At 31.8% G+C, this 26,510-nt stretch carries 26 protein-coding genes and 3 tRNA genes; 6 read left to right on the top strand and 23 right to left on the bottom strand.

Going from position 1 to position 26,510, the window contains the following annotated elements:
• The first annotated feature begins 201 nt into the window (after nt 1-201).
• A complete protein-coding gene (locus tag AN960_RS19450) occupies nt 202-444 on the top strand; it encodes a DUF2626 domain-containing protein (RefSeq protein ID WP_056475051.1) in 243 nt (80 codons plus the stop codon).
• Between the two features lie 29 nt (nt 445-473).
• On the opposite strand, the gene AN960_RS19445 is transcribed toward AN960_RS19450, so the two are convergent.
• Entirely contained in the window at nt 474-1,604 is a 1,131-nt protein-coding gene (locus AN960_RS19445) for an SAM-dependent methyltransferase (RefSeq protein WP_056475048.1), read from the bottom strand.
• 12 nt (nt 1,605-1,616) lie between these two features.
• Entirely contained in the window at nt 1,617-2,243 is a 627-nt protein-coding gene (locus AN960_RS19440) for an MBL fold metallo-hydrolase (RefSeq protein ID WP_056475045.1), read from the bottom strand.
• Nucleotides 2,244-2,400: 157 nt separating this feature from the next.
• Here AN960_RS19440 and AN960_RS24145 point away from each other — a divergent pair, with 157 nt between their 5' ends.
• Entirely contained in the window at nt 2,401-2,577 is a 177-nt protein-coding gene (locus AN960_RS24145; protein ID WP_069034124.1) for a DUF2759 domain-containing protein, read from the top strand.
• Between the two features lie 85 nt (nt 2,578-2,662).
• Here AN960_RS24145 and AN960_RS19435 read toward each other — a convergent pair whose 3' ends face one another.
• The 17 genes from AN960_RS19435 to AN960_RS19355 all read right to left on the bottom strand — a co-directional run bounded on the left by AN960_RS19435 (nt 2,663) and on the right by AN960_RS19355 (nt 18,463).
• Entirely contained in the window at nt 2,663-3,595 is a 933-nt protein-coding gene (locus AN960_RS19435) for a M14 family metallopeptidase (protein WP_056475043.1), read from the bottom strand.
• A gap of 820 nt (nt 3,596-4,415) precedes the next feature.
• Entirely contained in the window at nt 4,416-6,308 is a 1,893-nt protein-coding gene (locus AN960_RS19430; protein WP_056475041.1) for an LTA synthase family protein, read from the bottom strand.
• Nucleotides 6,309-6,607: 299 nt separating this feature from the next.
• Nucleotides 6,608-7,582, bottom strand: coding sequence for an ROK family glucokinase (locus AN960_RS19425; protein ID WP_156339737.1), 975 nt, complete (start codon nt 7,580-7,582; stop codon nt 6,608-6,610).
• 56 nt (nt 7,583-7,638) lie between these two features.
• Entirely contained in the window at nt 7,639-7,842 is a 204-nt protein-coding gene (locus AN960_RS19420) for a YqgQ family protein (protein ID WP_056475035.1), read from the bottom strand.
• A gap of 111 nt (nt 7,843-7,953) precedes the next feature.
• Nucleotides 7,954-8,700: a M15 family metallopeptidase gene (locus tag AN960_RS19415; RefSeq protein ID WP_056475032.1), complete on the bottom strand. Its 747-nt coding sequence runs from the start codon at nt 8,698-8,700 to the stop codon at nt 7,954-7,956.
• A 115-nt stretch (nt 8,701-8,815) separates the two neighbouring features.
• Entirely contained in the window at nt 8,816-9,763 is a 948-nt protein-coding gene (locus tag AN960_RS19410) for an L-lactate dehydrogenase (RefSeq protein WP_056475030.1), read from the bottom strand.
• 199 nt (nt 9,764-9,962) lie between these two features.
• Nucleotides 9,963-10,526 carry a 5-formyltetrahydrofolate cyclo-ligase gene (locus AN960_RS19405; RefSeq protein ID WP_056475027.1) on the bottom strand — a complete coding sequence of 188 codons (564 nt, stop codon included), beginning with the start codon at nt 10,524-10,526 and terminating at the stop codon, nt 9,963-9,965.
• Between the two features lie 112 nt (nt 10,527-10,638).
• Nucleotides 10,639-10,788 carry a 50S ribosomal protein L33 gene (gene rpmG / locus AN960_RS19400; RefSeq protein ID WP_056475024.1) on the bottom strand — a complete coding sequence of 50 codons (150 nt, stop codon included), beginning with the start codon at nt 10,786-10,788 and terminating at the stop codon, nt 10,639-10,641.
• Nucleotides 10,789-10,873: 85 nt separating this feature from the next.
• Nucleotides 10,874-11,860, bottom strand: a complete 987-nt coding sequence (locus tag AN960_RS19395) for a nucleotidyltransferase family protein (protein WP_056475021.1) — start codon at nt 11,858-11,860, stop codon at nt 10,874-10,876.
• 137 nt (nt 11,861-11,997) lie between these two features.
• A complete protein-coding gene (phoU, locus tag AN960_RS19390; protein ID WP_056475018.1) occupies nt 11,998-12,651 on the bottom strand; it encodes a phosphate signaling complex protein PhoU in 654 nt (217 codons plus the stop codon).
• 23 nt (nt 12,652-12,674) lie between these two features.
• Complete coding sequence (gene pstB, locus AN960_RS19385; protein WP_502692559.1) at nt 12,675-13,496, bottom strand: phosphate ABC transporter ATP-binding protein PstB; 822 nt, start codon at nt 13,494-13,496, stop codon at nt 12,675-12,677.
• Between the two features lie 254 nt (nt 13,497-13,750).
• Nucleotides 13,751-15,919, bottom strand: a complete 2,169-nt coding sequence (locus AN960_RS19380) for a peptidoglycan D,D-transpeptidase FtsI family protein (protein ID WP_056475013.1) — start codon at nt 15,917-15,919, stop codon at nt 13,751-13,753.
• Between the two features lie 102 nt (nt 15,920-16,021).
• On the bottom strand, nt 16,022-17,239 hold the full coding sequence (locus tag AN960_RS19375; protein WP_056475010.1) for an MFS transporter: 1,218 nt from the start codon (nt 17,237-17,239) through the stop codon (nt 16,022-16,024).
• A gap of 113 nt (nt 17,240-17,352) precedes the next feature.
• The gene (locus AN960_RS19370) at nt 17,353-17,961 is read right to left on the bottom strand and encodes a superoxide dismutase (protein WP_056475008.1); all 609 of its coding nucleotides are present in this window, start codon (nt 17,959-17,961) and stop codon (nt 17,353-17,355) included.
• Nucleotides 17,962-18,197: 236 nt separating this feature from the next.
• Nucleotides 18,198-18,287: transfer RNA gene (locus tag AN960_RS19365), tRNA-Ser, on the bottom strand.
• 12 nt (nt 18,288-18,299) lie between these two features.
• Nucleotides 18,300-18,376 (bottom strand) — tRNA-Met (locus AN960_RS19360).
• Nucleotides 18,377-18,388: 12 nt separating this feature from the next.
• A tRNA-Asn gene (locus AN960_RS19355) sits at nt 18,389-18,463 on the bottom strand.
• A 313-nt stretch (nt 18,464-18,776) separates the two neighbouring features.
• Here AN960_RS19355 and AN960_RS19350 point away from each other — a divergent pair.
• The 3 genes from AN960_RS19350 to ispG all read left to right on the top strand — a co-directional run bounded on the left by AN960_RS19350 (nt 18,777) and on the right by ispG (nt 21,202).
• Nucleotides 18,777-19,535 carry a DUF1189 domain-containing protein gene (locus tag AN960_RS19350; protein ID WP_056475006.1) on the top strand — a complete coding sequence of 253 codons (759 nt, stop codon included), beginning with the start codon at nt 18,777-18,779 and terminating at the stop codon, nt 19,533-19,535.
• Nucleotides 19,536-19,651: 116 nt separating this feature from the next.
• Nucleotides 19,652-19,984 (top strand): protein YqfZ, encoded by a 333-nt coding sequence (yqfZ, locus tag AN960_RS19345; RefSeq protein ID WP_056475004.1) that lies wholly within the window; start codon nt 19,652-19,654, stop codon nt 19,982-19,984.
• 117 nt (nt 19,985-20,101) lie between these two features.
• Nucleotides 20,102-21,202: a flavodoxin-dependent (E)-4-hydroxy-3-methylbut-2-enyl-diphosphate synthase gene (ispG, locus tag AN960_RS19340; RefSeq protein ID WP_056475001.1), complete on the top strand. Its 1,101-nt coding sequence runs from the start codon at nt 20,102-20,104 to the stop codon at nt 21,200-21,202.
• 60 nt (nt 21,203-21,262) lie between these two features.
• Here ispG and AN960_RS19335 read toward each other — a convergent pair whose 3' ends face one another.
• The 4 genes from AN960_RS19335 to AN960_RS19320 all read right to left on the bottom strand — a co-directional run bounded on the left by AN960_RS19335 (nt 21,263) and on the right by AN960_RS19320 (nt 25,231).
• Nucleotides 21,263-22,345, bottom strand: a complete 1,083-nt coding sequence (locus AN960_RS19335; RefSeq protein ID WP_056474998.1) for a sulfate/molybdate ABC transporter ATP-binding protein — start codon at nt 22,343-22,345, stop codon at nt 21,263-21,265.
• Nucleotides 22,346-22,356: 11 nt separating this feature from the next.
• Nucleotides 22,357-23,238 carry a sulfate ABC transporter permease subunit CysW gene (gene cysW, locus AN960_RS19330; protein WP_056474996.1) on the bottom strand — a complete coding sequence of 294 codons (882 nt, stop codon included), beginning with the start codon at nt 23,236-23,238 and terminating at the stop codon, nt 22,357-22,359.
• Nucleotides 23,239-23,240: 2 nt separating this feature from the next.
• Nucleotides 23,241-24,071 carry a sulfate ABC transporter permease subunit CysT gene (cysT, locus tag AN960_RS19325; RefSeq protein WP_056474994.1) on the bottom strand — a complete coding sequence of 277 codons (831 nt, stop codon included), beginning with the start codon at nt 24,069-24,071 and terminating at the stop codon, nt 23,241-23,243.
• A gap of 107 nt (nt 24,072-24,178) precedes the next feature.
• Entirely contained in the window at nt 24,179-25,231 is a 1,053-nt protein-coding gene (locus AN960_RS19320; protein ID WP_056474991.1) for a sulfate ABC transporter substrate-binding protein, read from the bottom strand.
• Nucleotides 25,232-25,672: 441 nt separating this feature from the next.
• On the opposite strand from AN960_RS19320, the gene AN960_RS19315 reads away from it, so the two are divergent.
• On the top strand, nt 25,673-26,437 hold the full coding sequence (locus tag AN960_RS19315; RefSeq protein WP_056474989.1) for an arylamine N-acetyltransferase family protein: 765 nt from the start codon (nt 25,673-25,675) through the stop codon (nt 26,435-26,437).
• Nucleotides 26,438-26,510 lie beyond the last annotated feature (73 nt).

The following is a 26,510-nucleotide window of genomic DNA, read 5'->3' as shown; positions in this document are numbered from 1 at the left end:
ATCAATTATATATTGTAAAACAAAAAGTATGTTTTCAAATTAATGTATAGAAAATCATTAAATAAGAAAAATAATATCAGATATAGTTCATTTGAATATCTATTGAATCAATTTAGAATTGTATTAATACATTGTTTACAATTGTAACTTTCTTATTTTATAATAATGAATGGGTAGAAATTTTTTATGGGGGGATTTAGGATGGATCGAATGTTCCGCGTTCTAGGATTCTGGACAGCAATATTTACGGTAATGTTCTTTGTTGGACATATGTCAGCAGCTGCACTTATTTTCGCATGTCAAACAGCATTTTTCGTAGTATTAGGCTATCTAAAGCTTTCTGAGCGTATGTACATCTATATCTTTGGCGCATACTTAACTGTGTTCTTTATTGGATTTACATATTATAGTACTTTCTTATTAGTACCTGGCTTTAGTGAATAATAGAAAAACCAGTCATATGACTGGTTTTTTTATTTGTATTCATTTAATGAAATCAATTCATTCAACTTAGTATGATCGTTTGTTGACATACCTTTTGTTTGTAATAGCCATTGAAACGAATCGCTTATTCCCCCTGGCATAATTAAAGATTGCACTGCTCTATTTTGTTTATATTCGCTTGAAAATGGATTTGACTGAGCATGCGGAATAAGCCAATTTAATATACCAAAATCTAATATTGCTTCTCTTTGGCTAGAAAAGTATAGATTTTCAATATGATTCTGTAATCCGAACATTTTTAATTCATCCCAGTGAATATGAGTTGTAATGTCCATATGTCCCAAATTCTCTAGTATATTTGATTTCATTTCGTGCTTGTAATAACCGCGCAAACTTCCCTTAATTCGATGGGGTGCATCCCATTCTTCCCTCGTGAAACCATAATCAACAGTTAAAATGATTCCTTTACTAATTTTCGATTGTAAAAGATCATAAACTTTTTTCATACCAACAGGAATTTCAACTCTTTGCCCATTTGTTCCAACAAAATTATTTCTTCTTAGAAAATCACTAATTTTATCATCTTGTATTTTAACGAGATTTTCTTTCAGATTATTTAGTTCATCAATTAAAATTACTACCTCAAGCCATTCGTTTTGATTAAATTCAACTACTCGAACGGGTAAAGCGTCAAACAATTCGTTTGAAAATACCATTCCATTTTTGATTTGCTCGATTTCTAATATATTTGAGAAGTATTTACAATTCAAATGGTTCGCCAATAATTCTATTTGTAATTTACGATGATATTGACTTGCATCAATCATATAGTAAGTTAAATTACGATATATTTCGGGCTCTTTTTTTTCACAGTACGAAAGAAAGGATGATGCGAATCTGCCATTTCCACCACCAACTTCAACAAAAAAAGGTTCGATTAGCTTATTCTTAACAAAACGACAAAATGAAGCTGCAATTACTTCACCATATACTGAACCAACTGAGCTTGAAGTATAGAAATCACCTTTTCGTCCAATTTTTTCATTTTCCATTTGATAATAACCTTTTTCAAGATCATATAGCACTAACGAAATAAATTGTTCGTATGTAATAAAACCTTCTTTACTGTTTTTTATTGCATTAATAATTATGTTTTTCATTGTATTACCTTATTATAAAAATGGATTATGTCTTTTCTCATCACCAATCGTTGTAGTTTCTCCATGACCACTACATACAACGACATCATCAGGTAAAGAAAGAAGCTTACCTTTTATACTTCTGATCAACTGGTCGTGATCCCCACCTGGTAAATCAGTTCGTCCAATGCTTCCTTCAAATAATGCATCACCAGAAAAAACTGTCTTTATTTCTTTACAATAAAATGAAACACTTCCCGGTGAATGGCCTGGAGTTTCAAAAATTGAAAATAAGAAACGACCAATTTCCATTTTGCCTTCTTTTTCAATCAAGTGATCTGCTTCTCTTGCAAAAATTGACTGATTTCTCATAAATAATTCAGAACCATTTTTTTGTCCATCTGTTAACCAATCTGCTTCATATTTATGAATATAAACGGGTATATTATATTCATCACGCACATCATCAACAGCCCCAATATGATCAAAATGAGCGTGGGTTAAAAGGATCGCTAATGGCTTTAATTTATTTTCTTCAATAACATTAAAGATTACATGTGCTTCTTCGCCTGGATCAAAAATAACCGCTTCATTCATATCATTACTTAAGATGTAACAATTAGTTTGTAATGGACCTAATGGTAATTGTAAAACATTCATATTCATACCCTGCTTTCTTTTTTAATCTATATAATACTATATCATAATTTTGTTTCAGCACTTAATTTCAAATAGACAATTGTTCACAAAAGTTTTACAATAATAATGATGTGATAGCAAACAGGGGTTGCTTGACGAAATTTATAGGGGGTTTACAATGGGTACAGTTATTATTTTTATACTAGTAGCTATTCTAAGTGTTCCTGCTTTATTAGGATCATTAAAGAAGAAGAACTTTTTAGCCGTTTTTTGGTCTGCCGCTACATTAGTTTTATTTGGTTGGTTTGCCATTATGACAATTTTACATAACGGTTATCCACCAGCGCACTTATAATATTTATTTATTTTGTAACGGTCTATTTTCTACATATAGAAAACATGTTACTAAAATAAAAAAGCTGACAAAGTTGTCAGCTTTTTTATTTTGAGAATGATTGGTTTTCTAAATTAAATAAAGACGCTAACAGTATTGGGAAAGTCTCTGAAAAAATAGATTCAAACATAGAGAGTGGCAATGGATTGATTCCTTTACCTAATTCAAGTGTAAATCCTGGTTTCCGAAAATCTTGTATATACCAATCCTTAAAACCTGCATGGCTATCAATTGTTTTTACTGCCTTATAGGGACTGATACTAGAAAAATAATTTGCATAAACCTCCGAGATAGGCGGTTCAAGATTGTCATAACCCCAATAAAATTCTTTACCTTGAGTATGCAAAGCCAAAATAAGATCAAACTTCCTTTCGATTACTAAGTTACTCATTGCAATTGTTTCTGGTTCAGTTAATGGAGCATCTCCGGGGTAGTCTCTATGAGAGAAAGTTTTTTGTTTCTTTCTTTCTTTTTCTAACTCCCAATTTGCAGGAAATTGATTGTTTAAATCAACACCTCTAATATTCGCTTTCCATCCAGTAAAACCGTCATTTCCTTCGTTAATTTTATGAACAAATTCCATATAATCACTTTGTTCAACAGTTTCATTTATAACCAAATTTACCCCATCAGGATTTACCATTGGGACAATCGACAAGGTATTTTCACTAAATAAACCTAATAATTCTTTATGAAATGGCAAATCCTCAGTGGTTAAAGTGTTACAGATCCAATAAAGCATTTTCATGATTACACAGGTTGTAATCCATTCATTTGCATGAAACGAACCATTCCAATGCACCTTTCTATGTCCACTTCCAATTTGAATCTCATATATTGGTTGATTTAAGACGCTCCGCCCAATTGTATTTAAACGAAGAAAAGAAAATTCTTGTACTAATAAACTAATATCTTTCGAAAGTTCATTAAAATCGTATCTTCTTGGATGAAAGGATAAAGGTAGATTGTTTTTATACAAAATTTTCACCTCATCAGTTATTTTCTAGTTAATTGTATGTAATTAAAATTAAGAAAAGCACTTTCGTTTATGAAAGTGCTCTCATGCTGTTGAAAAACTACCTGTCAATTAATTATTAAATTTTCGTAAAAGGAGTAGAGTGATGTTGATTTCCATTGCAGGATGCCAGGATGCTCGCTTTCCATGGGGCGAGATTCTTTAGCCTCCTCGGCGAGCCTGCGGGGTCTCAGCCTTCCCGCTAATCCCATAGGAGTCCAGCATCCCTCCATTCCAATCAACTTATTCATCAAAAAATGTCTGCGATAAACCCTAATCAAATAGCATTTACTTAGAATAATCGAATTTGTTTTCTAAAAAAGCTTATAATATTTTTAACTTCTAAAAAAAATCATTTCTAGTGTTATTGAAATAATAAAATTGCTCAAACATATTTATATTTAAAACCATTAAAAGATTATTCAAAAAATGCTAATTTTATCATTATTAAATGTTCACTTAAAGTCCGTTTTCCCTATTGACGATTTTATATTGCAACACTCTGAAAGCACTTTCGTTTAGGAAGTGCTTTATTTAGCTTTTTATCATTGTCATATTGAATTATTAAAGATTCATGAATTCGACTACTGTGAAGATACGTGATGGCTGAGAGATGGAGTTAAAAGACTTGCAGGAGGAATGAATATGACAAGGGATCCAAAATTCTTGCCGCACTTAAAGGCATGCATCCTAAAGTGGAAATTAACATGATATTACTTTTTTATATGAACTACTTTTTCTGTTCATAAGAAAAGCACTCCCATTAAGGAAGTGCTTTTCATGTTTATTCAAACTTCGTATCAGCTTTTTTATATTTAACTTCATAGAAACGAAGTAAATCTTTATAAATAATTGAGTTTGAATACTCAAGTGATTTATTTGCTTTTGCTAAGTCTTCTTTAGGTGGTTTTTGACCTTTTAATTCTTCACCAGTATTTGGATCATACATCTTCTCACCAGTGTAAATATATTTATCAGTAACAATTGTTCCATCACGGAAAACTACAAAGTTTTTGTGTTTAGGAGAGAAAATATCATTACCAAAGTTGATAGATGTTTTATTTGGATCTTCACCTAATAAGTTTAAAATTGTAGGTTTAACATCAATTTGACCTGCAACTTTATGAACTGTTTCACCTTTAGTTTGTCCAGGTAAGTGGATAAAGAAAGGTACTTTTTGTAATTTAACATGTTCTGCAGGAGTAATGTCTTGTCCTAATACTTCACTCATTGCACGGTTATGGTTTTCAGAAATACCATAGTGGTCACCATACATAACAATGATTGTATTATTATATAAACCTTTTGCTTTCATTTCTTCAATGAAATGTTTAATTGATTCATCTAAATAACGTACTGTTGTTACATAATTATCAACAGTTTGGTCTCCAGTTTTTAAACGTGGGATCATTAAGTCCTCATCATTTAATTCGAATGGATAATGGTTAGTTAGTGTAATCATACGGTTGTAGAACGGTTTAGGCTCTGCTACCATTTTGTCTACTGCTTGTTCAACGAAATATTTATCTTTTAGTCCCCAGCCAATAGAAGTAGCTGCAGATACTTTAAAGTCAACTTCATTATAATAACGATCGTAACCTAGACTTGGATACATCATATCTCGGTTCCAGAACGATTTATTATTTGAATGCATTACTGAAGTGTAATAATTTTGATCCTGTTTAAGAATCGCTGGTGTAGCTGTAAACGTATTACTACTGTTTGTAAAGTATACAGCACCACGATCTAACGGGAATAAACTATTATCAATTAAGAATTCAGCATCAGATGTTTTACCTTGTCCAGTTTGGTGGTAAAAATTATCAAAATAATAACTTTCTTTCGTAAATTTATTTAAGAAAGGAGTTATTTCTTGTCCATTAATTTTTCGTCCAATTACGAAATTTTGTAATGATTCTAATGAAACTACAACAACGTTTTTACCTTTATATTTACCATGTAATTGTGCATTCACACCAGTATCGTTAGCACGAATAAAGTTTTCGATTCCTGCTAATTGACTATCATCAGCCATCGCTTTTTGAGCAGATGTTTTTGATTGAATAACCATATCATATAAATGGTAATTGTATAATCCTAAGAATTTAACAATGTATTCTCTATCAAATGAACGCGTTAATAATTGAGGACGCTCAGTTTCTGCTAAACCAAGGTTAACTAAGAAAATAGCAACTGCTACTAAGAAATAAGCTGTTCTAGCTTTCCCTTTAATGTTACCAGTAGTAAAGAATTTTTTACCCCAGAAATAATTAACTGCAATTAGGATAAAAATATCTGAAAAGGCTAAGATAGTTTTATAGCTGATCATTGCTTTAACACTTGAACCTAGATCACCAAAGTTTCGTGTCATAAATAAAACTGGGATCGTTACGAAATCGTCAAAGAATGAATAATAAGCCGTATCGGCCACTAATATAAAGGACATGATTATACTAATCCAAATAACTGCTCTATTTCGTTTTGGTCCTTTTGCAAAAAGAGCTATACCTAAAAATATTAATAATGAAGATATAGGAGCAATTATTAAAATAAATTCTTGCATTGAATTTTCAATTTCTAAATCAAAATAAAATTGGCTTAGAATCGTTGCTTTAATCCATAAAAGGAATACAGCAAGTAACGGGAATCCAAAGTTTTTAATAAACTTTTTCCACATATTCTGTTCCTCCTCTTGTTAAGACTATTAATCTATTTTATCTAATATAAAAACAATGTTTGGCATTTCACATATCTATTTTATTGGCATTTTAATACCAAGAATTTTTGAAATGATTCATACAATTATTAGCTACTAATGTATGGATCAAAAAAATTTTATCTGACGTACCTTAGGTTTTTTTCTAACGTCATTCAATTTATCATAAACTAGTTCCCTCGTCAAATAACTAATTTTTTTTTCAATTCAATACAATAAACATAATAAGGCACTTCAATTAGAAGCACCTTAAATTTAAGTTAAATTTCATTAGTAATAAATTTTTTTACTAAATATGCAGCTCCAATTGCTCCTGCATCGTTCCCTAACTTGGCAATTGAAAGTTTTGTCGAATCACGCACTGTAGTAAAAGCAAATTCGTCAAAATATTTCTTTAGTGGTCTTAATAGTAATTCACCTGCATTTGATACTCCACCACCAATAATGATATTTTCAGGATTTAATGTATTTCCTACTCCGGCTAAAACTAAAGCAAGATATTTCATTACATGATTAACGATTTCTTCTGCAACTTCATCACCATTTGAATAAGCTTCAAAAACATCCTTTGCTGTTATTGGCGAATCATTCGACATTTCTTTTAAAACTGTCTCTTTTGTCGTATTTTGTAACTTCTCATTTGCTATTCTTGCAATTCCTGTCGCTGAAGAAATTGTTTCTAAGCATCCCGTTTTTCCACAATTACATAGTACTCCATTTTCAAGTTGTACTGTTATATGGCCAATTTCACCTGCAGATCCACTAATACCATGCGCAACATCACCATTTACAATTACGCCTCCGCCGACACCTGTACCTAGTGTGACCATTACTACATCTTTTGCTCCATTTCCAGCACCTTTCCACATTTCGCCAACAGCTGCTATATTTGCATCATTATCAACGATTACAGGAATACCTGATTCCTTTTCTAGAATTTCCTTTAAAGGAAAATTAACCCACCCTAAGTTTACTGCTGCAAATATAAGTCCATCTTCTAATCGAACTGAACCTGGAGCTCCAATACCGATTCCAGCGATATCTTCTTTTGTTTTATCCATCTGTTTAAGTTTTTCTTCAATTGCAATTGTAATTGTTTTAGGAATATGCTTACCACTATCAGATTTATCAGTTGGTACTTCCCATTTATCGATGAATTCCCCGTTATTTGTTAATAATGCTAATTTAATGCTTGTACCACCTAAATCTACACCTACAATCATTTTAGCCATTATGCCTTCTCCCTTCGCAGTGAAATCGTTTGCAATAGATTCTAAAAAAAACGATTTCTTCAAACCGTTTTATTTTTTATTTGATCCATTTCTTTCTTTAATATCATAGTAGCAATTTGTAAATCTTTACTTTCAAGTATATTCGCTAAAAATAATTCTTTTAGCTCATCTTGCATTAACATTAAGTCAGCTAATCGATCACCTGTATAAATAAAGGTGCCATAACTTTTTAGAAATTGTTGAATATCATATACGGATTTCATACTTAACTCCTATTATTTTATCTTTCTAAACATGTAATAAGTATAAGTTGCAAACGATTACTCGTCAATGTGAGATACCAAACAAACCATTAATTTTATAGGCATTTATAATTATTTTTTAGGCTTCATTACTTCCTCTAAAGCTAAATCATGTTTATAGAGATATGTAGCGTATTTTATTCCGATATATCTTATATGCCATGGTTCATAATTGTATTCTGTAATCTTTACTTTGTCCTCTGGATAACGAATGATAAATCCAAATTCATGTGCATGGTCTGCAAGCCAAGTTCCTTCTATCGTTTCTCCAAATGCTTGTTCAAGCTTGTTACCGAAGTTTGGAGATGATACATCTATTGATAAACCAGTTTGATGTTCACTTGTACCAGGAACAGCACTAAAAGATTGCGTCCAATCTTCACCATGAATTTGTACATAATAATTATACAAGCTTTTTTGTCGATCAAAAGAGCGATATGCTGACACTGGAGTAAGCTTTATGCCATCTTTTTCTGCTCTTTCAAATAATTTTTCTAAAGCATGAGCTGCCTCTTTCCTCATTAATGTCTTATCTTTGTTTACACCATGTAAAGGAACAATCGGATAAACTAAATCCGGTGGCTCATACCCATCTGGTAGCTTTCTTTCTTTATTAACTAATACTAAATTAGATGTAGGATTCTTTACAGCTAATAATCCATCCTCAACTTCTACTGCTGTATAATCGTAATTCGGAAATTTCAGTGATGTCTTCTGATGATTGAAGTAATTTTGATTTCTAAAAAATAGAGCTAGTCCAATAATAATTATGATAAATATTATTAAAACCCAATAGTACTTCCCATTTATCTTTTTCAAAATTACCTCCCTAACATCTTTTTTGTTACTTTAACAATATAAAAAAATGGCATATTTTTCAAATAATCTATACACTAAAACCTCTTTCAATAGAAAGAGGTCTTAGTTGTACAATTTATAAAATAGGTTCCATCGTTTTTCTTAATGTGTCTACGGAGTTTTTAAACTGTCGTTGCTCTAATTCATTCAAATCTAGTTCAACAACTTCTCGAATTCCACCACGATTAATTACTGCTGGAACACCAATATATATATCGTGTTCTCCATATTGTCCGTCTAAATATGCAGAAACCGTAATAATACTATTTTCATTTTTTAGAATTGCTTTTGTTAATCTAACTAAGCCCATTCCAATTCCATAGTATGTTGCACCTTTTTTCTTAATAATGTGATATGCAGCGTCACGTGTATTTAAAAAGATTTCATCAAGCTCTCTTTGACTGTATTTTGGATTTTTCTTTAATACATGGTGTACTGGTGAGGTACCAACATTTGTTTTAGACCAAACTGGTAGTTCACTGTCACCATGTTCACCGATAATATATCCATGGATATTTCTTGCATCAACATTAAAATAATCCCCAAGCATATATCTAAAACGCGCAGTATCTAAACTTGTTCCAGATCCGATTACTCTTTCTTTTGGTAATCCTGAAAATTTCCAAGTTGCATAAGTTAATATATCTACTGGATTTGTGGCAATTAAAAAGATACCGTCAAATCCTGAAGCCATAATTTCTCCAACGATCCCTTTAAAAATAGCGCAATTTTTTGCAACTAAATCTAAACGAGTTTCTCCTGGTTTTTGAGCTGCTCCAGCCGTAATGACGACTAAACTCGCATCTTTACAATCACTGTAATCTCCAGCCCAAATTTTTGTTCTAGAATCTACAAAAGGCAGACAATGACTTAAATCCATTGCGTCCCCTTCTGCTTTATCTTTATTTAAATCAATCATAACTAATTCTTCGGCAACACCTTTATTTAACATACCAAAAGCATAGCTAGCTCCAACTGCGCCTGTTCCGATAAGTGCGACACGATTTATTTCTTTGTGTAACATAATATCCACCTCATTTGTGTTATAAAAGTGTAAGTAACTGGGACTTCTATATTATATATGTATTTCCACTCAAAGTTTGTGAAACTTTTTACAAATTTGTTACAATATTAGTCGTATACAAATACATTGTGTGCAATGTTGAATTACTCTAATTAAGTCTTACCTATTTTCAAACAAATCGTGTCACATTATACACTTATTAAATCGCTTTTATGATTCTTGATTCTGTTAAAACCAACGGCATTATAATGTCATGTTTTTCTGTCGGTAGTTCATCAATGATTTGAATGTCATAAGCTAAGGCTAGGAGTTGTTTATTATAATCTTCTAAGTAGCGATCATAATAACCACCACCATATCCTAGTCTTTCACCATTTTTTGTATATGCTACGCCAGGAACAATGATTAAATCAATAAATTCTTTCTTTATTTCCTCGCATTTTTCTTCAATTGGCTCTTGTATTCCAAAATACCCCTTCTTTAAATCATCGAAGGAATTGATTTTGTAAAAATGCATTTCTCTAGTTTCATGATTGCATTTAGGCACAACAACTGATTTATTCATTTTCCAACAAGCAGTTATTAAATACTTAGTATTTATTTCATGCTCCATTGGCATTGTTGTTGCTATTATATCTGCATTCTTCATTTGTTCTGTGCTTAATAATTTTTCAATAATTTGGTTTGACTTTTCTTCTCGGTCCGATACTGAAATATTTTTCAAGTTTTTCATCATAGAATTTCTAATTTCTTTTTTTTTCATAATAATGTCCTCCTTAGGTCAGGATTAAATTTTCAAGAGTTTAATAAAATGTATTCTAATTAAAATTATAAGTATTTAAATATAAAAAAAACAGTAGGAAAATTCCTACTGTTTACTTTGTTTCGCGATGAACTGTAACTTTTTTAAGTCTTGGGCAATATTTTTTAAGCTCAAGACGGTCTGGGTTATTACGTTTATTTTTAGTAGTGATGTAGTTACGATCTCCGCATTCTGTACATGCTAATGTAATATTTACGCGCATTTTATTTTCCCTCCTGACATAGTGACATAATCAGACTTGTATATAATAACATTCTTTCGCGATAATTTCCATAGTTTTTATTGATTCAATGTATTTCTTTTGAAATTTTTTTTATTGAATTATGTACAAACTTATTCTCATAATTCAGAGTATATTTTTGAAAGACAGCTTGATGATGTAATACACTCCCTTGATCGATTCGAATATTTGAACTAATCGACACATATGGGCCAATTACACAGTTCTCTTCAATCGTAACATCATTCCCAATTATAACGGGAGAAACAATCTTAACATTATTATTTATCGTTACATGTTCACCTAAAAAGATTCTAGGTAAAATTTGAACAGCAGGAATAGGTAAGTTTAATTTCTCTTCAATCCAATCTACGTTCAGCTTTGCAAACCTTCTAGGTGTCCCATAATCAATCCAATAACCTTCTAAATGAAAAGCATTTAAACCGATATTATTTTTTAACATTAAAGGTATTAGATCATTACTAATGTCAAAATAACGATTTTCTGGAATTTGAATTAATAATTCAGGATTCATAATATAAATTCCCGTATTAACTAATTTACTAATTTCACTACCTTCATTCGGCTTTTCAATAAAATCGATTATTTGTCCATTTTTTATTTTTACATTTCCGTATGATCCACATTTATCAACTTGTTTTACAAACATAGAAAATTTACTTTTACTTTCAAAATGAATTTTAATTGCATCTCTAATATCACCGTCAAATAAAATATCACCATTCACTAATAGAAAGGGGTCATTAAGAAAATGCTTAGACAGTCTTAAACAACCAGCTGAACCTAAACTTTTTTCTTCTATAATATAATCAATTGAAACATTTATTAATTTCATTGCATTAATCGTCTCTATTATTGCTTGGGACATATAATGAAGCTGAATGATAAATTCATTAAACCCAAGTCTTGTTAAATGTAATATTAAATGTTCAATTGCCGCTCTATTTGCGATTGGTAATAGTGGCTTAGGAATGTTGTTAGTAATTGGTAAAAGCCTTTGACCATATCCTCCAGCTAAAATAACAACCTTCATTTATTACCACCTCAATATCTTCTACTAGTTAAAGAAGTATGCTTTATATTACACAAATATGACAAAAGGGCATTCAGGTAAATTTTGTCTGAACACCCTTTTAACATATTTGACTGTTATAAACGATCGTCTTATATTTATTGATTTAATAAATAATGTTTCCCTTTAACTAAATAATAAATATTCTCTGCAATATTTGTTGCATAGTCCGCAATTCTTTCAAGATATCTGCAAATAAATGCCATTTGCATGATATTGGATACATGCTCAGGTGAATTTGCAATACTTGTCATTAGAGTTCTAACAGTTGTTCCATATAGTTCATCAACGAGATCATCAATTTCACCAATCTCTTTAGCAGCTTGTAAATCTTCTGTTCGGTATGCTTCTGAAGCTTTTGTTAACATTTCTAAGCCAAGTTCATGCATTTTTTCGATATTCTCTAATGGTAAGTTTTCTTGACGACTACGTATACGAATTGTCGATTTTGCAATATTTACTGCATAATCTGCCACTCGTTCAAGATCATGAGCAATCTTAATAGCCGTTAAATTTCTTCTTAAGTCCACAGCAACTGGTTGTTGTCTTGTAATAATTACTAAAATTAATTCATTCACTTCTTTTTCTAATTTATTGATGCGATCATCTTCATCGATTACTTCTAAAGCTAATTCTATATTTTCAGTACGAAATGCCTCCATACTTTTAATAACTGCTTTTTTCGTTTTCTCAGCCAATTCAATAATCATTTCTTGTAATGATTTTAAGTCTGCTTCAAATTGATTTCTCATCTCTTTTCACCTGTTCCCTTCTATTATCCGAATCGTCCAGTAATGTAGTCTTCAGTACGTTTATCTTTAGGTGTTGAGAACAGTTTATTTGTATCTGAGAACTCAACTACTTCACCGCTTAAAAAGAAAGCAGTTTTATCAGAAACACGGGCTGCTTGTTGCATATTATGAGTAACAATAATAATACTAAAATCTTTCTTTAAATCATGAATTAACTCTTCAACTTTTAAAGTTGAAATAGGATCAAGTGCTGAAGTAGGCTCATCCATTAAAATGACATCTGGCTCAATTGCAAGACAGCGCGCGATACATAAACGTTGTTGTTGCCCCCCTGAAAGACCAAAAGCATTCTCATGTAAACGATCTTTAACTTCATCCCAAATTGCTGCGCCTTTTAAACTTTTTTCAACAATCTGGTTTAATGTAGCTTTATCTTTAATACCATGTATTTTTGGTCCATATGCAACATTTTCCCAGATTGATTTAGGGAATACGTTTGGTTTTTGAAATACCATTCCTACATGCGTTCTTAATTCTTCAACAGGATAGTTTTTATCAAAAATATCTTGTTCGCGGTAAAGAATCTTCCCTTCCGTACGAACTGAAGGAACTAATTCAACCATACGATTTAACGTTTTTAAATAAGTCGATTTACCACATCCACTAGGTCCAATAATTGCAGTAACTTCATTCTCATAAATACTTAAATTTATATTTTTTAATGCTTTATCTTGTCCATACCATAAATTCAAATCTTGAGTATCATAAACAATTGATTTTTTTACGTTTGTATTTGTCTCTTCAATATCATCGTTTTTAATTGTATTCTCTCTATTTAATGTCATTGTCATAACTTTCGATCCCCTCTCATCCTAAAGGAAGCTTTCTATTTTTGATAGATAAAATATTAACTAATCATTAGATAAAATTTATAATCGTGTAAATTCAGTAATACGTTACATGAATAATCATATTCTCAAACTATTAAACCTGTTTTAACCGAATGTAAAGATTATGTAAATAAGTTCAGAAGCTGAAGGAAAGGTGTAAAAAAGGAGTTTTCCAAATAAAAAAGAGAAGGGTTTAACCCCTTCTCTTCTTATTGATTACTATTTTGAGTGTTTTGATTATCTTGAGTGCCTTGATTGTCTTGGTTATCTAAAATGTCTTTTGGTTCGTCATTATAAATTGATTGTCTTTCTTTTTTCAATTTAAAGTATTCATCCATAATATCTCGGCCAATGTATTTATTTACTGGCGCTTGGTCAGTTTGTAACCAAGGAACTACTACTACAAAGGCAATTTCGGGATCATCATATGGAGCATATCCCATCAATGTTTCATTATAAGTTTTTACTGGTCCATTGTATTTTTTACGATCTGGACCGTCGTATACGGATTGTGCTGTACCTGTTTTACCGGCTATTTTATAGTCTACACCTGTAAAGTATTTGTGAGCAGTACCACCAGTCTCATTATATACTTTGATTAAACCTTGTTTAACATGATCGATGTATGATTGTTTCATATCAATACGGTTTAATACTTTAGGTTTAATTTCTTGTTTAATGACACCAGTATCTTCGCCGATTGAAGGTTGTCTCAATTCTTTCGCAACATGTGGTTGAATTCTGTAACCTCCATTTGCGATTGTAGATACATATTGAGCTAATTGAAGTGGTGTATAAGTATCATATTGCCCAATCGCCATATCTAGTAGGAAACCTGGGCTTTTGTCTACACCTTTAAATCCAATTGCTTCATTTGGTAAATCAATTCCAGTTTTAACACCAAGCCCGAATTGACTGAAACTGTTTCGGAATGTATCAAACGCTTTTACGTCGATATTTAAAGGCTTATTCTCTACGTAATGTGCATGTCCAATAGCCATAGCTGTTCGGAACATATAAACGTTTGATGAATACTTTAGAGCATCTAAATCATTAATCCATCCGAAGTTTTTATATGACGCTTTTACTGGTGTACTTGCAATTTTAATCGGTGTATCGAATTGCCTTTGTCCTGGAGTAATTGCCCCAGTTTGATAACCAGTTAAAAGAGTTGCACCTTTTACAGTTGAACCCATCTCATAAGATGAAGTAAGATTTCCAGTTGCGTAATCTACAACTTTATTTTTTCCTGTCTTTTTGTCTTTAACAATTTGCTTTCCTGACATTGCTAAAACTTCACCCGTTTTCGGGTTAATCATCGTAACAAATGCACGGTCCAAATATCGACCATTTGACGTTGCTTTTGCTTGTAAAAGCCTATCTTTTATTATTTTATCAACCTTACCTTGAAGTTCAATATCAATTGATAGCATTAAATCACTTCCAGGTTCCCCTTCTGTAATCACTTTCGTATCAACAACATTGCCATTTGAATCAATAACATTTTGTGCCTTACCTTTTGTACCACGTAAAACATCTTCATATTGCTTTTCGATATAACTTTTTCCTACACGATCATTACGATCATAACCACGTGCTAAATAATAATCTACATTTTGAGCAGGTAAACCTTCTTTTTCAGAAGTAATATTACCTAAAATTGTTCGGAATGTATCACCATAAACATATTTTCTTTCCCAATTTGTCGTTACATCTACACCTGGAAGATCGTCCAAATGTTCACTAACTGTTGCATATTCTTTTTCAGTAACTCCCTCACTTTTAATCGTTTGTGGAGTTAGTGCATAACCAGCACTCATTTGCTTGTAAATTGCAAGTATTTGCAGTTCATTTGCATTAAATGAATTCATTTCATCTGCTGTAATTTTATCAAGCTGTAAATTATAGTAAGCTTTATTGTAAGAAGCGTCATCATCTTTATATTGAGCTTTTAGTGTTTTATCTTCTTCTTTTGATACTAGATTTTTTGCATCTTCAGGATTGTTTAATAACCAAAAATCTTTTCGATCTCGTTCAGTTATTTTATTAGTTGGCATCTTAAGATAACTTTTTAACTTTGTAGCCATTGTTAATAACTCACTTGAAGATGTTCCTTTTTTTCTAGTGTACGTAATTGTACGTAAAGGCGTATTATCTACTACAACCTTTCCGTAACGATCTAAAATTTTTCCCCTTGGTACAGCTTGATCGACGGTCATATTTTCTGTACGTTCTAATTCTAATTTATAGTCTTCACCTTTTACAATTTGTACGACACCTAATCTTAGAATTAAAAAAGAAAATAAGACAAACACAAGAAAAAATAGTGTATTTAGTCGTGTGGGTAATGTGATTTTATATTTCTTAGGCTTATTCATTTTCTCTCCTCTTTTTTCTACAATTACTAATTCTACATATTAATATTTTAATGATTCGGAAAAAGAATCACTGCTAAGTTTTTGACAATTTAGTGACAATACTTAAGCATGTTCATATTCTAAGTCCCTCATTACGAAATAGACCAAAAAGTGTCCTGCACCAAATATACACATTAATATAGGAATAAATTGTTCTGGTGGAAATAATTTAGTACATACAATGAAAACTGCAATTGAAAACATTCTACCACTATTTAAATACACTTCACGTATTACGATATATTCCACTCTATATTCCCTGGCCTTATACGATTTTCCTATTATATCATATGTTAAAGATAAGTAAGGTACTAAAATGATTGGATATGCCAAAGAAATTATTGCACCATAAATTATTAATAATGGAAAAGTAACTTTAAAAGCGATTACAAAAACAGCGCTGAATAAAAGTAAACCACCAATAAAGATCGCTTTCATTCTAAAATTTTCTTTTATAATTCTTGTAACAATATAATAGGTAATAAAGCTAATTAACGATGTAATTAATCCATATTTCCCTAATGCGAATTCACTTCCTGTAGATAAGAAAATATAAATCGAAATAACAAACATAAAAATCCCTTCACGAATCCCTTGAAAGAAATTAGCATGTGTAACTTTTCGCCAATTTTCATTTAGTTTTCTTTCTAGAATGACGCGCTTAATATTGAACTCACTATCAAGTTCCCTTTTAACTAAGAAACAACTTAAGACAACTGCACATACAAATAAAATGACTGCAGCGAGGAACACAAAATGATAACCTTTGTTTCCTATCATTGAAGAAATAATCGCTCCAGCTATAAAGGGGCCAAGCATTCCCGTAAAAGAATTAATTAGACCTAAAAAACCATTAAAAAATTGTCTAGTTTCTGGTTCTGTTACTTCAAATGTTAATAAATTAAACGCTAAATAATAACAGCCATTCCCAATTCCCAAAATTGCTCCAATCATAATTGTTGCTAATAATGTTTTCGTTTCAAATAGTAAAACAACTATATAGAATACTGCCAAAAAAGAAATTCCCACTCTTAAAATGACAACCCGATCGATTGTTTTAGCTAATCTACCTGTAATTATGAATGTAAGAGCTTGAAAAAACGCAATCGAAAATTGATAAGAAGCAATTGGTAAATAATTATTTGATTGCTTCCATAAATAAACATTTACAAATGTGCTAGATAAAGCTGTCGCTAAAGTAAACAATCCACCTACACTCAGTAAAAGAATTAAGTCTTTATTTAAATCTACGTCACCTAATAAAAATTTCCACTTACTCATAATAAACTCTCCTTTGTCTCATGAACTAGTTTTCCGAGTAAATGAAAATTTATCCTTTTTTAAACATAAAAAAACACTACTTAATTAATTAAGTAGTGTTCATTTTTTATAAATTATTTAGCAGCTTGGTATAATTCTTCTACTTTATCCCAGTTTACTAAATTCCAGAATGCACCAACGTAGTCAGGGCGTTTGTTTTGGTAGTTTAAGTAGTAAGCATGCTCCCATACATCTAAACCTAAGATTGGAGTTTTGCCTTCCATTAATGGTGAATCTTGGTTAGCTGTGCTAGTCACTTCTAACTCACCATTGTTTACTACTAACCAAGCCCAACCAGAACCGAAACGAGTTAATGCAGCTTGAGTGAACGCAGCTTTTAACTCATCTAAGCTACCGAATTTAGCGTTAATTGCTTCAGCAACTTCACCAACTGGAGTGCCAGTGCCTTCTGGAGTTAATAAAGTCCAGAATAAGCTATGGTTAGCATGTCCACCACCATTGTTACGTACAGCTGTACGGATACCTTCTGGAAGTGCATCTAAGTTTGAAATTAATTCTTCAATTGAAGAAGCAGCTACTTCTTTACCTTCTAAAGCAGCGTTTAAGTTTGTTACATATGTATTGTGGTGACGAGTGTGGTGAATATTCATTGTTTCTTTATCAAAGTGTGGCTCTAATGCATCATAAGCATAAGGTAATTGTGGTAATTCAAATTTTGACATTTTTATTTCCTCCCAAAGATAATAGTGAATTTCAATTTAAAGTTATCAAATAAACTGAAAGATTTCAATAGTAATGCTTGAGAAAAGGGAAAGAAAGTAAAAAAGATTAATTTTTGGAAGAAAAATTCTGATTAAGCGAAGTGGATTATCGAAGATTTAAACTCATCATTTGTTAATTTAATAACCAAAACGAAAAAAGTCTTCAACATTATAGTTGAAGACTTTTTCACTAATTAAGGAGTAAGAGGGATTCGAACCCCCGCGGGCTGTTACACCCCTGTCGGTTTTCAAGACCGATCCCTTCAGCCGGACTTGGGTATTACTCCATAATAAAATATTGGTAGCGGCGGAGGGAGTCGAACCCACGACCTCACGGGTATGAACCGTACGCTCTAGCCAGCTGAGCTACACCGCCAAACTATAAAAATGGCTCCGCAGGTAGGGTTCGAACCTACGACCACTCGGTTAACAGCCGAGTGCTCTACCACTGAGCTACTGCGGAATAATTCACGTTGTCCTTAAGACAATATTTAATTTATCATGTTTCAAACTAAACGTCAACACTTTTTATTATTTTTTTCATTATTAATTTATATTAACTATTTTTTATTGAAAATAAATTGTTTTAACGATATTTAAAGCCAAACATAAATTCAATCCTTAAACCATTGTCATTCTCTTCTTATTTACTCTTATCATTTTAATTAAAGTTTAATATTCAATTTCCAAAAAAAGATTATAATATACAAAATAGCCCGAAAGTTACATAATAAATTTCGGGAAGTGAAATAACAATAATAAGAAAGGATGAGTTTATGAATATATTTAAACAATTTTGGTTTAGTTTATACTCTCCAAAAACAATATCAAGATATAGACTCCAAAAAATCGGTAAAACAATCTTTTTTCTTTTCCTACTAGCAATTTTATATACTCTTCCGGGATTCTTTTCATTAGTAAAAGATGTGAAGCTTCAGGTCAACAATGTTTCTGACTTGCTTAAAGATAATATTCAGTCGATTTCTTTAAACAAAGGATCTTTAACAATTAACGACAATACGCCGTTTGAACGAAATATCGGTGAATATAAATATGCTTTTTATCCAAATGAAACAGTTATACCTTCAAAATTAAAAAACGAACAGTATGCATTTGTTGTATTAAAGAATAGACTAGTTATTAAAAATGATAAAGGCGAACAAGATTATCCTTATCCTTCATTAAAATCTAAAGAAATACACAAAACGCAAGTTTCAAAATTTATTAAAAGTATAAAAGAAGCTCTTCCAGTATTCTTAATCGCATTATTTTTCCTATTTTATTTAGGTTCTTGTATCTTCATATTTATAGTTGCTACATTATTAGCGTTTTTAACAGCTTTATTTAAGTCGACTAAGCATTTGCCTTTTAGACAACGCTTTGCAATGGTTTCATATAGCTTAACATTACCTACAATTATCTATTTATTGCTAGGATTATTGAAAATAAATATCCCATTCCAAACTTTAATTTTTATTTTAATAACAGCTGGTATGTACACATTAACAATTAAAAACTTACCTTCTAAAAAATAATGTTTACTGAAGTGTGTTGCACACTTCTTTTTTTTGTTTTAAATTTTTTATTCCAAGCTCCTAATAGGAATATTCGTTGTGGACAAGCATATAGTCTACAAAAGGAGTGATTATTAATGAAAAAAATAGCTTTTTTACTTGGTTCTTTATTGCTTGCATATATAATATTCTTTGACCTTCAAGTAGGGACGATCCCCACTAAACATATTGCTACAGTAGCAAAAGCAACAAAATCAGAAAAAAAATCAACCTCACTTCCAAAATATGAAAAAATTCAAGTCAAAAACGGTGACACTGTTTTAGGTATTATCGAAAATCTTAACCCTGATTTTAACCAGCCAATCAGCCAAATTACAAAAGATTTTAGTGCATTAAATAATGGACTTTCACCTACTAAAATTCAAAGTGGAAAATCATATAAATTCCCAATTTACTCTTCACAAAAATAAAATTTGTGATATATTTCTTTAGAACCAGTTGATAAAATGAGTAATCATGAAGAAAATATGATAATGTAGATTTATACAAAATAGAAATAAAGTTATTTTTGAAGGAGCGAGTTACTCGTGAACGAAATTACACATAGAAGTAAAACACGTGCAGTTAAAGTTGGTAATGTAGTTGTTGGTGGAGCAAATGAAATTTCAATCCAAAGTATGACAACAACAAAAACACACGATGTTGAAGCAACAGTTGCAGAAATTAAACGACTTGAAGAAGCTGGATGTCAGATTGTTCGAGTTGCAGTACCAGACGAAAGAGCTGCAAATGCAATCGCTGATATTAAAAAACAAATTAACATACCTCTTGTTGCAGATATACACTTTGATTATAAATTAGCCTTAAAAGCAATTGAAGGCGGAGTAGATAAAATTAGAATTAATCCAGGTAATATCGGTCGTAAAGAAAAAGTTGAAGCAGTAGTAAATGCTGCTAAAGCTAAAGGAATTCCTATTCGTATCGGTGTTAATGCTGGTTCATTAGAAAAACGAATCTTAGAGAAATATGGTTACCCAACTGCTGATGGAATGGTTGAAAGTGCATTACATCACATTAAAATTCTTGAGGATTTAGATTTCCATGACATCATCGTATCGATGAAAGCATCAGATGTAAACCTAGCAATCGAAGCTTATGAAAAAGCTTCAAAAGCTTTCGATTATCCTTTACATTTAGGTATTACTGAATCAGGTACTTTGTTTGCTGGTACAGTTAAGAGTGCCGCTGGTTTAGGTGCAATCATTAGTAAAGGAATCGGAAATACAATGCGTATCTCATTAAGCGCAGATCCGGTTGAAGAAGTAAAAGTTGCAAGAGAATTACTTAAGTCTTTCGGTTTATCTTCAAACGCTGCAACATTAATTTCATGCCCTACATGTGGCCGAATTGAAATTGACTTAATTAGTATTGCAAATGATGTTGAAGAATACATTTCAACACTAAAAGTACCAATTAAAGTTGCCGTACTAGGATGTGCAGTAAACGGTCCTGGTGAGGCGCGTGAAGCAGACATCGGTATTGCTGGAGCACGTGGTGAAGGATTACTATTCCGCCATGGAGAAATCGTTCGTAAAGTTCCAGAAGCAACTATGGTAGAAGAACTAAAACGCGAAATCGACATTATTGCAAAAGAAAAACTAGCTGAACTAGAAGCAGCAAAAGGTTAATAATAACAAAAAGGTTAAGGACACTGCTCCTTAACCTTTTTTTATTCTTTTCCTATCTTATCAAATCGAATAATCCTGAGGAATAAATACCTTCAATTCATTAGGACGAACAAATACCCTTTCTCCAAGTTGAATATTTAGTTCGTAGAATAATTCATTCATGAGTTCGATTTCAACATAATCTTTTGTATCCTCCCGAAGGACTTCCACATACACGATCGGTCCTACAGCATGAATATGGGTTACGATTGCACTGATCGAAGTTTGATTTGTTTCAAATTTTTCGATTGTAATTTGATGAGGACGAACATAACCCGTAACTTCTTTATGTTCTTTATGTTCTTGTTCATCTAATTCTGGTAATGGGATTTCTAATCCACCACTTATTAAGTTACCCTTATTGATCCTTCCATGAAATAAATTGACTTTGCCAAGAAAATCATAAACAAACGGACTTGCTGGCGTATGATAAACTTCTTCCGGTGTTCCAATTTGTTCGATCTTCCCGCCATTCATAATGACAACTCGATCTGCAACTTCAAGCGCTTCCTCTTGATCATGTGTTACGAATATACTGGTAATATGAATTTCATCATGGAGTTTACGTAACCATCTTCTTAAATCTTTTCGAACTTTTGCATCTAATGCCCCAAATGGCTCATCTAATAATAATACACTTGGTTCAACAGCTAATGCTCTAGCTAATGCAACACGTTGTCTTTGTCCACCAGATAATTGAGAAGGAAATCGATTAGCAAAGCTTTCTAATTTTACTAATGATAGCAATTCCATCACTTTCTCATGAATTTTTCTTTTTAAAGGACGTGTAGCTCTTGGTCTAACTTTTAAACCAAATGCAATATTATCAAAAACAGTCATGTGCTGAAATAAAGCATAATGCTGGAATACAAATCCTACATTTCTTTCTTTTACTTGCACATTTGCTACATCCTGATCTTCAAAAAATATTTCACCCAAGTCTGGATTTTCTAAACCGGCAATTATTCTTAACAATGTTGTTTTACCCGACCCAGATGGACCTAATAAAGCAACCAATTCCCCTTTTTTTATATTTAAATCAATTCCTTTTAAGGCAGTTTCATTATCATAGCTTTTTATTACATTTGAAACTTTAATTGACATACAATCCTCTCCTATTGTTTCTCTTCCTTTTGAACTTTCCATTCAATTATATTTTTAATAACTAATGTCAGTATCGCAAAAATGGACATAAGTGATGCAACTGTATATGCCTGTGGAAATTGGTACTCATTATACAAATTTTCAATATGAAGTGGCATTGTAATTGTTTCTCCACGAATATGTCCAGATACAACTGATACAGCACCAAACTCTCCAACCGCTCTTGCATTACATAATATTACGCCATACAAAAGTCCCCATTTAATTTTCGGGAGTGTCACCTTCCAAAAAATATGCCATCCGTTCGCACCTAAAGTTAGTGCAGCCTCTTCTTCAGCACTCCCTGTTGCCTGCATAAGCGCAATTAATTCTTTCGCTACAAAAGGCAATGTGACAAATATTGTTGCTAAAACAATTCCTGGGGTTGAAAAAATGATTTTCATATTATGTTCCTTTAACCAACCACCAAAAACTCCATTATTCGGACTAAATAAAAGAACAAATAAAAATCCTGCAACAACCGGCGACACTGCAAAAGGTAATTCAATTAGAGTTACTAATATATTTTTCCCTTTAAAATTAAATTTCGTTGTAGCCCACGCAATCGAAACGCCAAAAATGGCATTAAGTGGTAACGTAATAATCGTTACTAAAAACGTCAATTTAATTGCTGCCAATGTTTCATCATTTACAATCGTTTCTTTATAAACTCCAAAACCATCTTGTAAAGCCTTTATAAAAATTGAAACTAAAGGAAGAAATAAAAATAGCGCTAAAAAAAGTATGACAATACTGATTAAAATAATCGGAATAGTATTGACGCTCAATTTTGCTCTTTTCTCAGTACTAGCATTCATTTCTATTTTTCTCTCAATCTTAAATTCTCTTTCCATTTTTAACCCTTACCCCCTTGAACAAAAGCACGATTTGCGTATCTCTGGAAAATACTAATGATCAATAAGAGTAAGAAAGAAGTTACTAATAACACAATTGCAAGTGCAGTTGCACCCGAGTAATCATATTGCTCCAATTTTGTCATAATTAACAATGGAGTAATTTCAGTTTTCATTGGCATATTTCCCGAAATAAACACGACTGACCCATATTCCCCTAATGATCTTGCGAATGCTAAAGAAAATCCTGTCAATAATGCTGGTAAAATCCCTGGAAAAATTACCTTCCAAAAAATTTGAAAACGACTTGCACCTAGACTTGCCGCTGCTTCCTCAACATCTTTTTGAAAATTTTCAAGAACAGGTTGAACCATTCTTACTACGAATGGTAAACCAATAAATGTAAGAGCTATAATAATCCCGAGTGGTGTATAAGCAATTTTGAAAGAGAAAAATTTTCCAACCCATCCATCAGGAGAATACAATGTTGTTAAAGTAATACCAGCAACTGCAGTCGGTAATGCAAAAGGTAAATCAATGAATGCATCTACAATTCGTTTTCCAGGAAAACGATAACGTACAAGCACCCAAGCTACTAATAAACCAAAAACAGCGTTAATAATCGCAGCAATAAAGGCAGTTCCAAAACTTACTTTATAAGACATTAGTACTCTATGTTCACTCACGATTTTTATAAATTTAGACCAACCTATATCGAAAGAATGTAAGAACAGCATCGATACCGGAAGAAAAATAAAAAAGCTTATATATAATATTGAAAATCCAAACGTTAATCCAAATCCAGGTAGGATTCTTTTTCGCTTCTTAAACAATTATGTCAATCCTCCTTAAAATAAAAATCAAATAAAGAAGACTTGGCTTAAGCTCTAGTAAAACGCCCAATAAAGTCCAATGTCCTCCTTATTTTTCAATTACGTGATTATTGATAAATTTGGTCAAATACTCCACCATCATCAAAATGCTTCGATTGAGCTTTCGCCCATCCTCCGAAATCTTTATCAATTGTTAGCAATGGTAGGCTAGGATATTGTTTACTATATTTAGCGAGAATCTCTTTATCTCTCGGACGATAATAATTTTCGGCAATGATTTTTTGACCTTCTTTACTATAAAGATAAGATAAGTAGCCCTTTGCCACTTCTTCAGTTTTCTTTTCCTTCACATTTTTATCTACAACCGCAACAGGTGGTTCAGCTAGAATACTAATCGAAGGGTAAACAATTTTATATTTCCCCTCACCTAATTCCTTCACTGAAAGTAATGCTTCATTTTCCCAAGCTATTAATACATCTCCAATTCCTTTTTCAACAAATGTAGTTGTTGAACCACGTGCCCCAGTATCTAAAACTGGAACGTTTTTATATAATTTCTTCATAAATGCTTTTACTTTTTTCTCATCACCATTATATTTTTTATCTGCATAGCCCCAAGCAGCTAAATAATTCCATCTTGCACCACCTGAAGTTTTTGGATTTGGAGTAATTACTTGAACTCCTTTTTTCGTTAAATCATCCCAATCCTTAATATTTTTCGGATTTCCTTTCCTTACTAAAAAAACAATTGTTGATGTATAAGGCGTTGAATTGTATTCAAATTCTTTTTGCCAATTAGGGGATAATAGTTGTGCCTTTTCATTGATCGAGTCAATATCATATCCAAGAGCCAGTGTTACTACATCAGCATCTAAACCGTCGATTACTGCCCTAGCTTGTTTTCCAGAACCACCATGTGACTGTTTAATTGTGACAGTTTGGTTATGTTCTTTTTCCCAATATTTACTAAAAGCTTTATTATAACTTTCATATAATTCGCGAGTTGGATCATAAGAAACATTTAACAATTCTACTTTTTTATTTGCTGCTTCAGTATTGGTTGCCTCAGATTTATCGTCTTTCAAGGTTGCATATAACACTCCTGAAACTGCTAATACAACAACTACCGAGCTAATAATCCATTTCTTTGCCCCCACAATGATCTGCCCCTCTCAATTTCAATTTTCCGATTTTTATTTGTACCCATCCCTACACTTCAACACATTAAAATCTCCCCTTTAAGGCACAAATATAAAGAAAACTCGTCGATTGCCTAGCCTTTTAAGCGAAAGCAGAGACGTAGTTGCACTTATACTTTATTCCTATAATCAGCAGCTATGGCGAGTACTCTTCATCGCTGCCAATTTATCATTTTTAAAGTGCAAAAAGACCCTTAACTAATGAAAATAGTTAAGGGCCTTTGGTCTTCCAATCAGCCATATTGAATTTTTATATAAGCTTAATAATAAACACACTATTCCTATGTGTCAACTATGATTTTAGAATTTTTAAAATTATTTCTCTTATTATTCACTTTTTATACATGCCTCATTGTATACTCATTATATTTACTATTTACATTAAATTTTATGGAGGATTTCATGCTAATCGAGTCATATTTTAAACACATCCGTTTAAAACAAATCCAAACAATTTCATATTCCTCATTAAAACAAATTCATAAGCATCATTTACTTTCAATACCATTTGAAAATATCGATATTATTTCTCAAATTCCGCTCTCAATGAATCCTTCAAAAATTATGAAAAAAATAGCTACAGGTAAGCGAGGTGGGATTTGTTTTGAAACGAATTCGTTACTTTTTTCAGTCTTACAGGAATTAGGTTTTAATGTATCATTTATTTCAACCAAATTTTGGAATGAAGAAAAACAATGTTGGAATCCTGAATTCTCACATTTATCTATATTAGTAAAAATTAACGATCAAAATTATCTCGCAGACGTAGGAATTGGTGGCGGTTTTTTAGAACCCCTCTTGCTTCATGACCATTATGAATACTCAGATCCAAATGGATCCTATCGAATGATTGAACAAGACAATTCGAACTTCATACTTCAAAAGTTTAATGGAACTTGGAATGACTTATTATTCATTTCAATTATTCCTAAGCAGCTACAACAATTCGAAGAACAATTTCATTACTTCCAAACTAGTAAAGAAACAATTTTCACCCAATATAAAATCGTCAACTTATTAACGAAAGAAGGAAGAATTTCATTATCAGATCACCAATTAAAAGTAACCAAAAATCATAGAATTTGTGTAACTGAAATAAAAAATCAAGAAGAGTGGCAATCAATTTTTAATCATCTATTTAATCAAAAAGCAGAAATGAAAGGTTAAACAAATTGGCCATGCCATGACATTTTCCTCCTCAATCTTCTAATAAATTAGTTAATTTTGCACAAATTAACTG

The organism is Bacillus sp. FJAT-25509 (genome assembly GCF_001420605.1).
Taxonomy (GTDB): Bacteria; Bacillota; Bacilli; order Bacillales; family Bacillaceae_G; genus Gottfriedia.
The sequence above is the reverse complement of the archived record's forward strand: the minus strand, read 5'-3'. Positions and strand labels throughout refer to the sequence as shown.

Coding starts and splice junctions, on each gene's coding strand:
- AN960_RS19450 (WP_056475051.1), top strand. CDS start 202: ATGGATCGAATGTTCCGCGTTCTAGGATTCTGGACAGCAATATTTACG.
- AN960_RS19445 (WP_056475048.1), bottom strand. CDS start 1,604: ATGAAAAACATAATTATTAATGCAATAAAAAACAGTAAAGAAGGTTTT.
- AN960_RS19440 (WP_056475045.1), bottom strand. CDS start 2,243: ATGAATGTTTTACAATTACCATTAGGTCCATTACAAACTAATTGTTAC.
- AN960_RS24145 (WP_069034124.1), top strand. CDS start 2,401: ATGGGTACAGTTATTATTTTTATACTAGTAGCTATTCTAAGTGTTCCT.
- AN960_RS19430 (WP_056475041.1), bottom strand. CDS start 6,308: ATGTGGAAAAAGTTTATTAAAAACTTTGGATTCCCGTTACTTGCTGTA.
- AN960_RS19420 (WP_056475035.1), bottom strand. CDS start 7,842: ATGAAATCCGTATATGATATTCAACAATTTCTAAAAAGTTATGGCACC.
- AN960_RS19410 (WP_056475030.1), bottom strand. CDS start 9,763: ATGTTACACAAAGAAATAAATCGTGTCGCACTTATCGGAACAGGCGCA.
- AN960_RS19405 (WP_056475027.1), bottom strand. CDS start 10,526: ATGAAAAAAAAAGAAATTAGAAATTCTATGATGAAAAACTTGAAAAAT.
- rpmG (WP_056475024.1), bottom strand. CDS start 10,788: ATGCGCGTAAATATTACATTAGCATGTACAGAATGCGGAGATCGTAAC.
- AN960_RS19395 (WP_056475021.1), bottom strand. CDS start 11,860: ATGAAGGTTGTTATTTTAGCTGGAGGATATGGTCAAAGGCTTTTACCA.
- phoU (WP_056475018.1), bottom strand. CDS start 12,651: ATGAGAAATCAATTTGAAGCAGACTTAAAATCATTACAAGAAATGATT.
- pstB (WP_502692559.1), bottom strand. CDS start 13,496: ATGACATTAAATAGAGAGAATACAATTAAAAACGATGATATTGAAGAG.
- AN960_RS19380 (WP_056475013.1), bottom strand. CDS start 15,919: ATGAATAAGCCTAAGAAATATAAAATCACATTACCCACACGACTAAAT.
- AN960_RS19375 (WP_056475010.1), bottom strand. CDS start 17,239: ATGAGTAAGTGGAAATTTTTATTAGGTGACGTAGATTTAAATAAAGAC.
- AN960_RS19370 (WP_056475008.1), bottom strand. CDS start 17,961: ATGTCAAAATTTGAATTACCACAATTACCTTATGCTTATGATGCATTA.
- AN960_RS19350 (WP_056475006.1), top strand. CDS start 18,777: ATGAATATATTTAAACAATTTTGGTTTAGTTTATACTCTCCAAAAACA.
- yqfZ (WP_056475004.1), top strand. CDS start 19,652: ATGAAAAAAATAGCTTTTTTACTTGGTTCTTTATTGCTTGCATATATA.
- AN960_RS19335 (WP_056474998.1), bottom strand. CDS start 22,345: ATGTCAATTAAAGTTTCAAATGTAATAAAAAGCTATGATAATGAAACT.
- cysW (WP_056474996.1), bottom strand. CDS start 23,238: ATGGAAAGAGAATTTAAGATTGAGAGAAAAATAGAAATGAATGCTAGT.
- AN960_RS19315 (WP_056474989.1), top strand. CDS start 25,673: ATGCTAATCGAGTCATATTTTAAACACATCCGTTTAAAACAAATCCAA.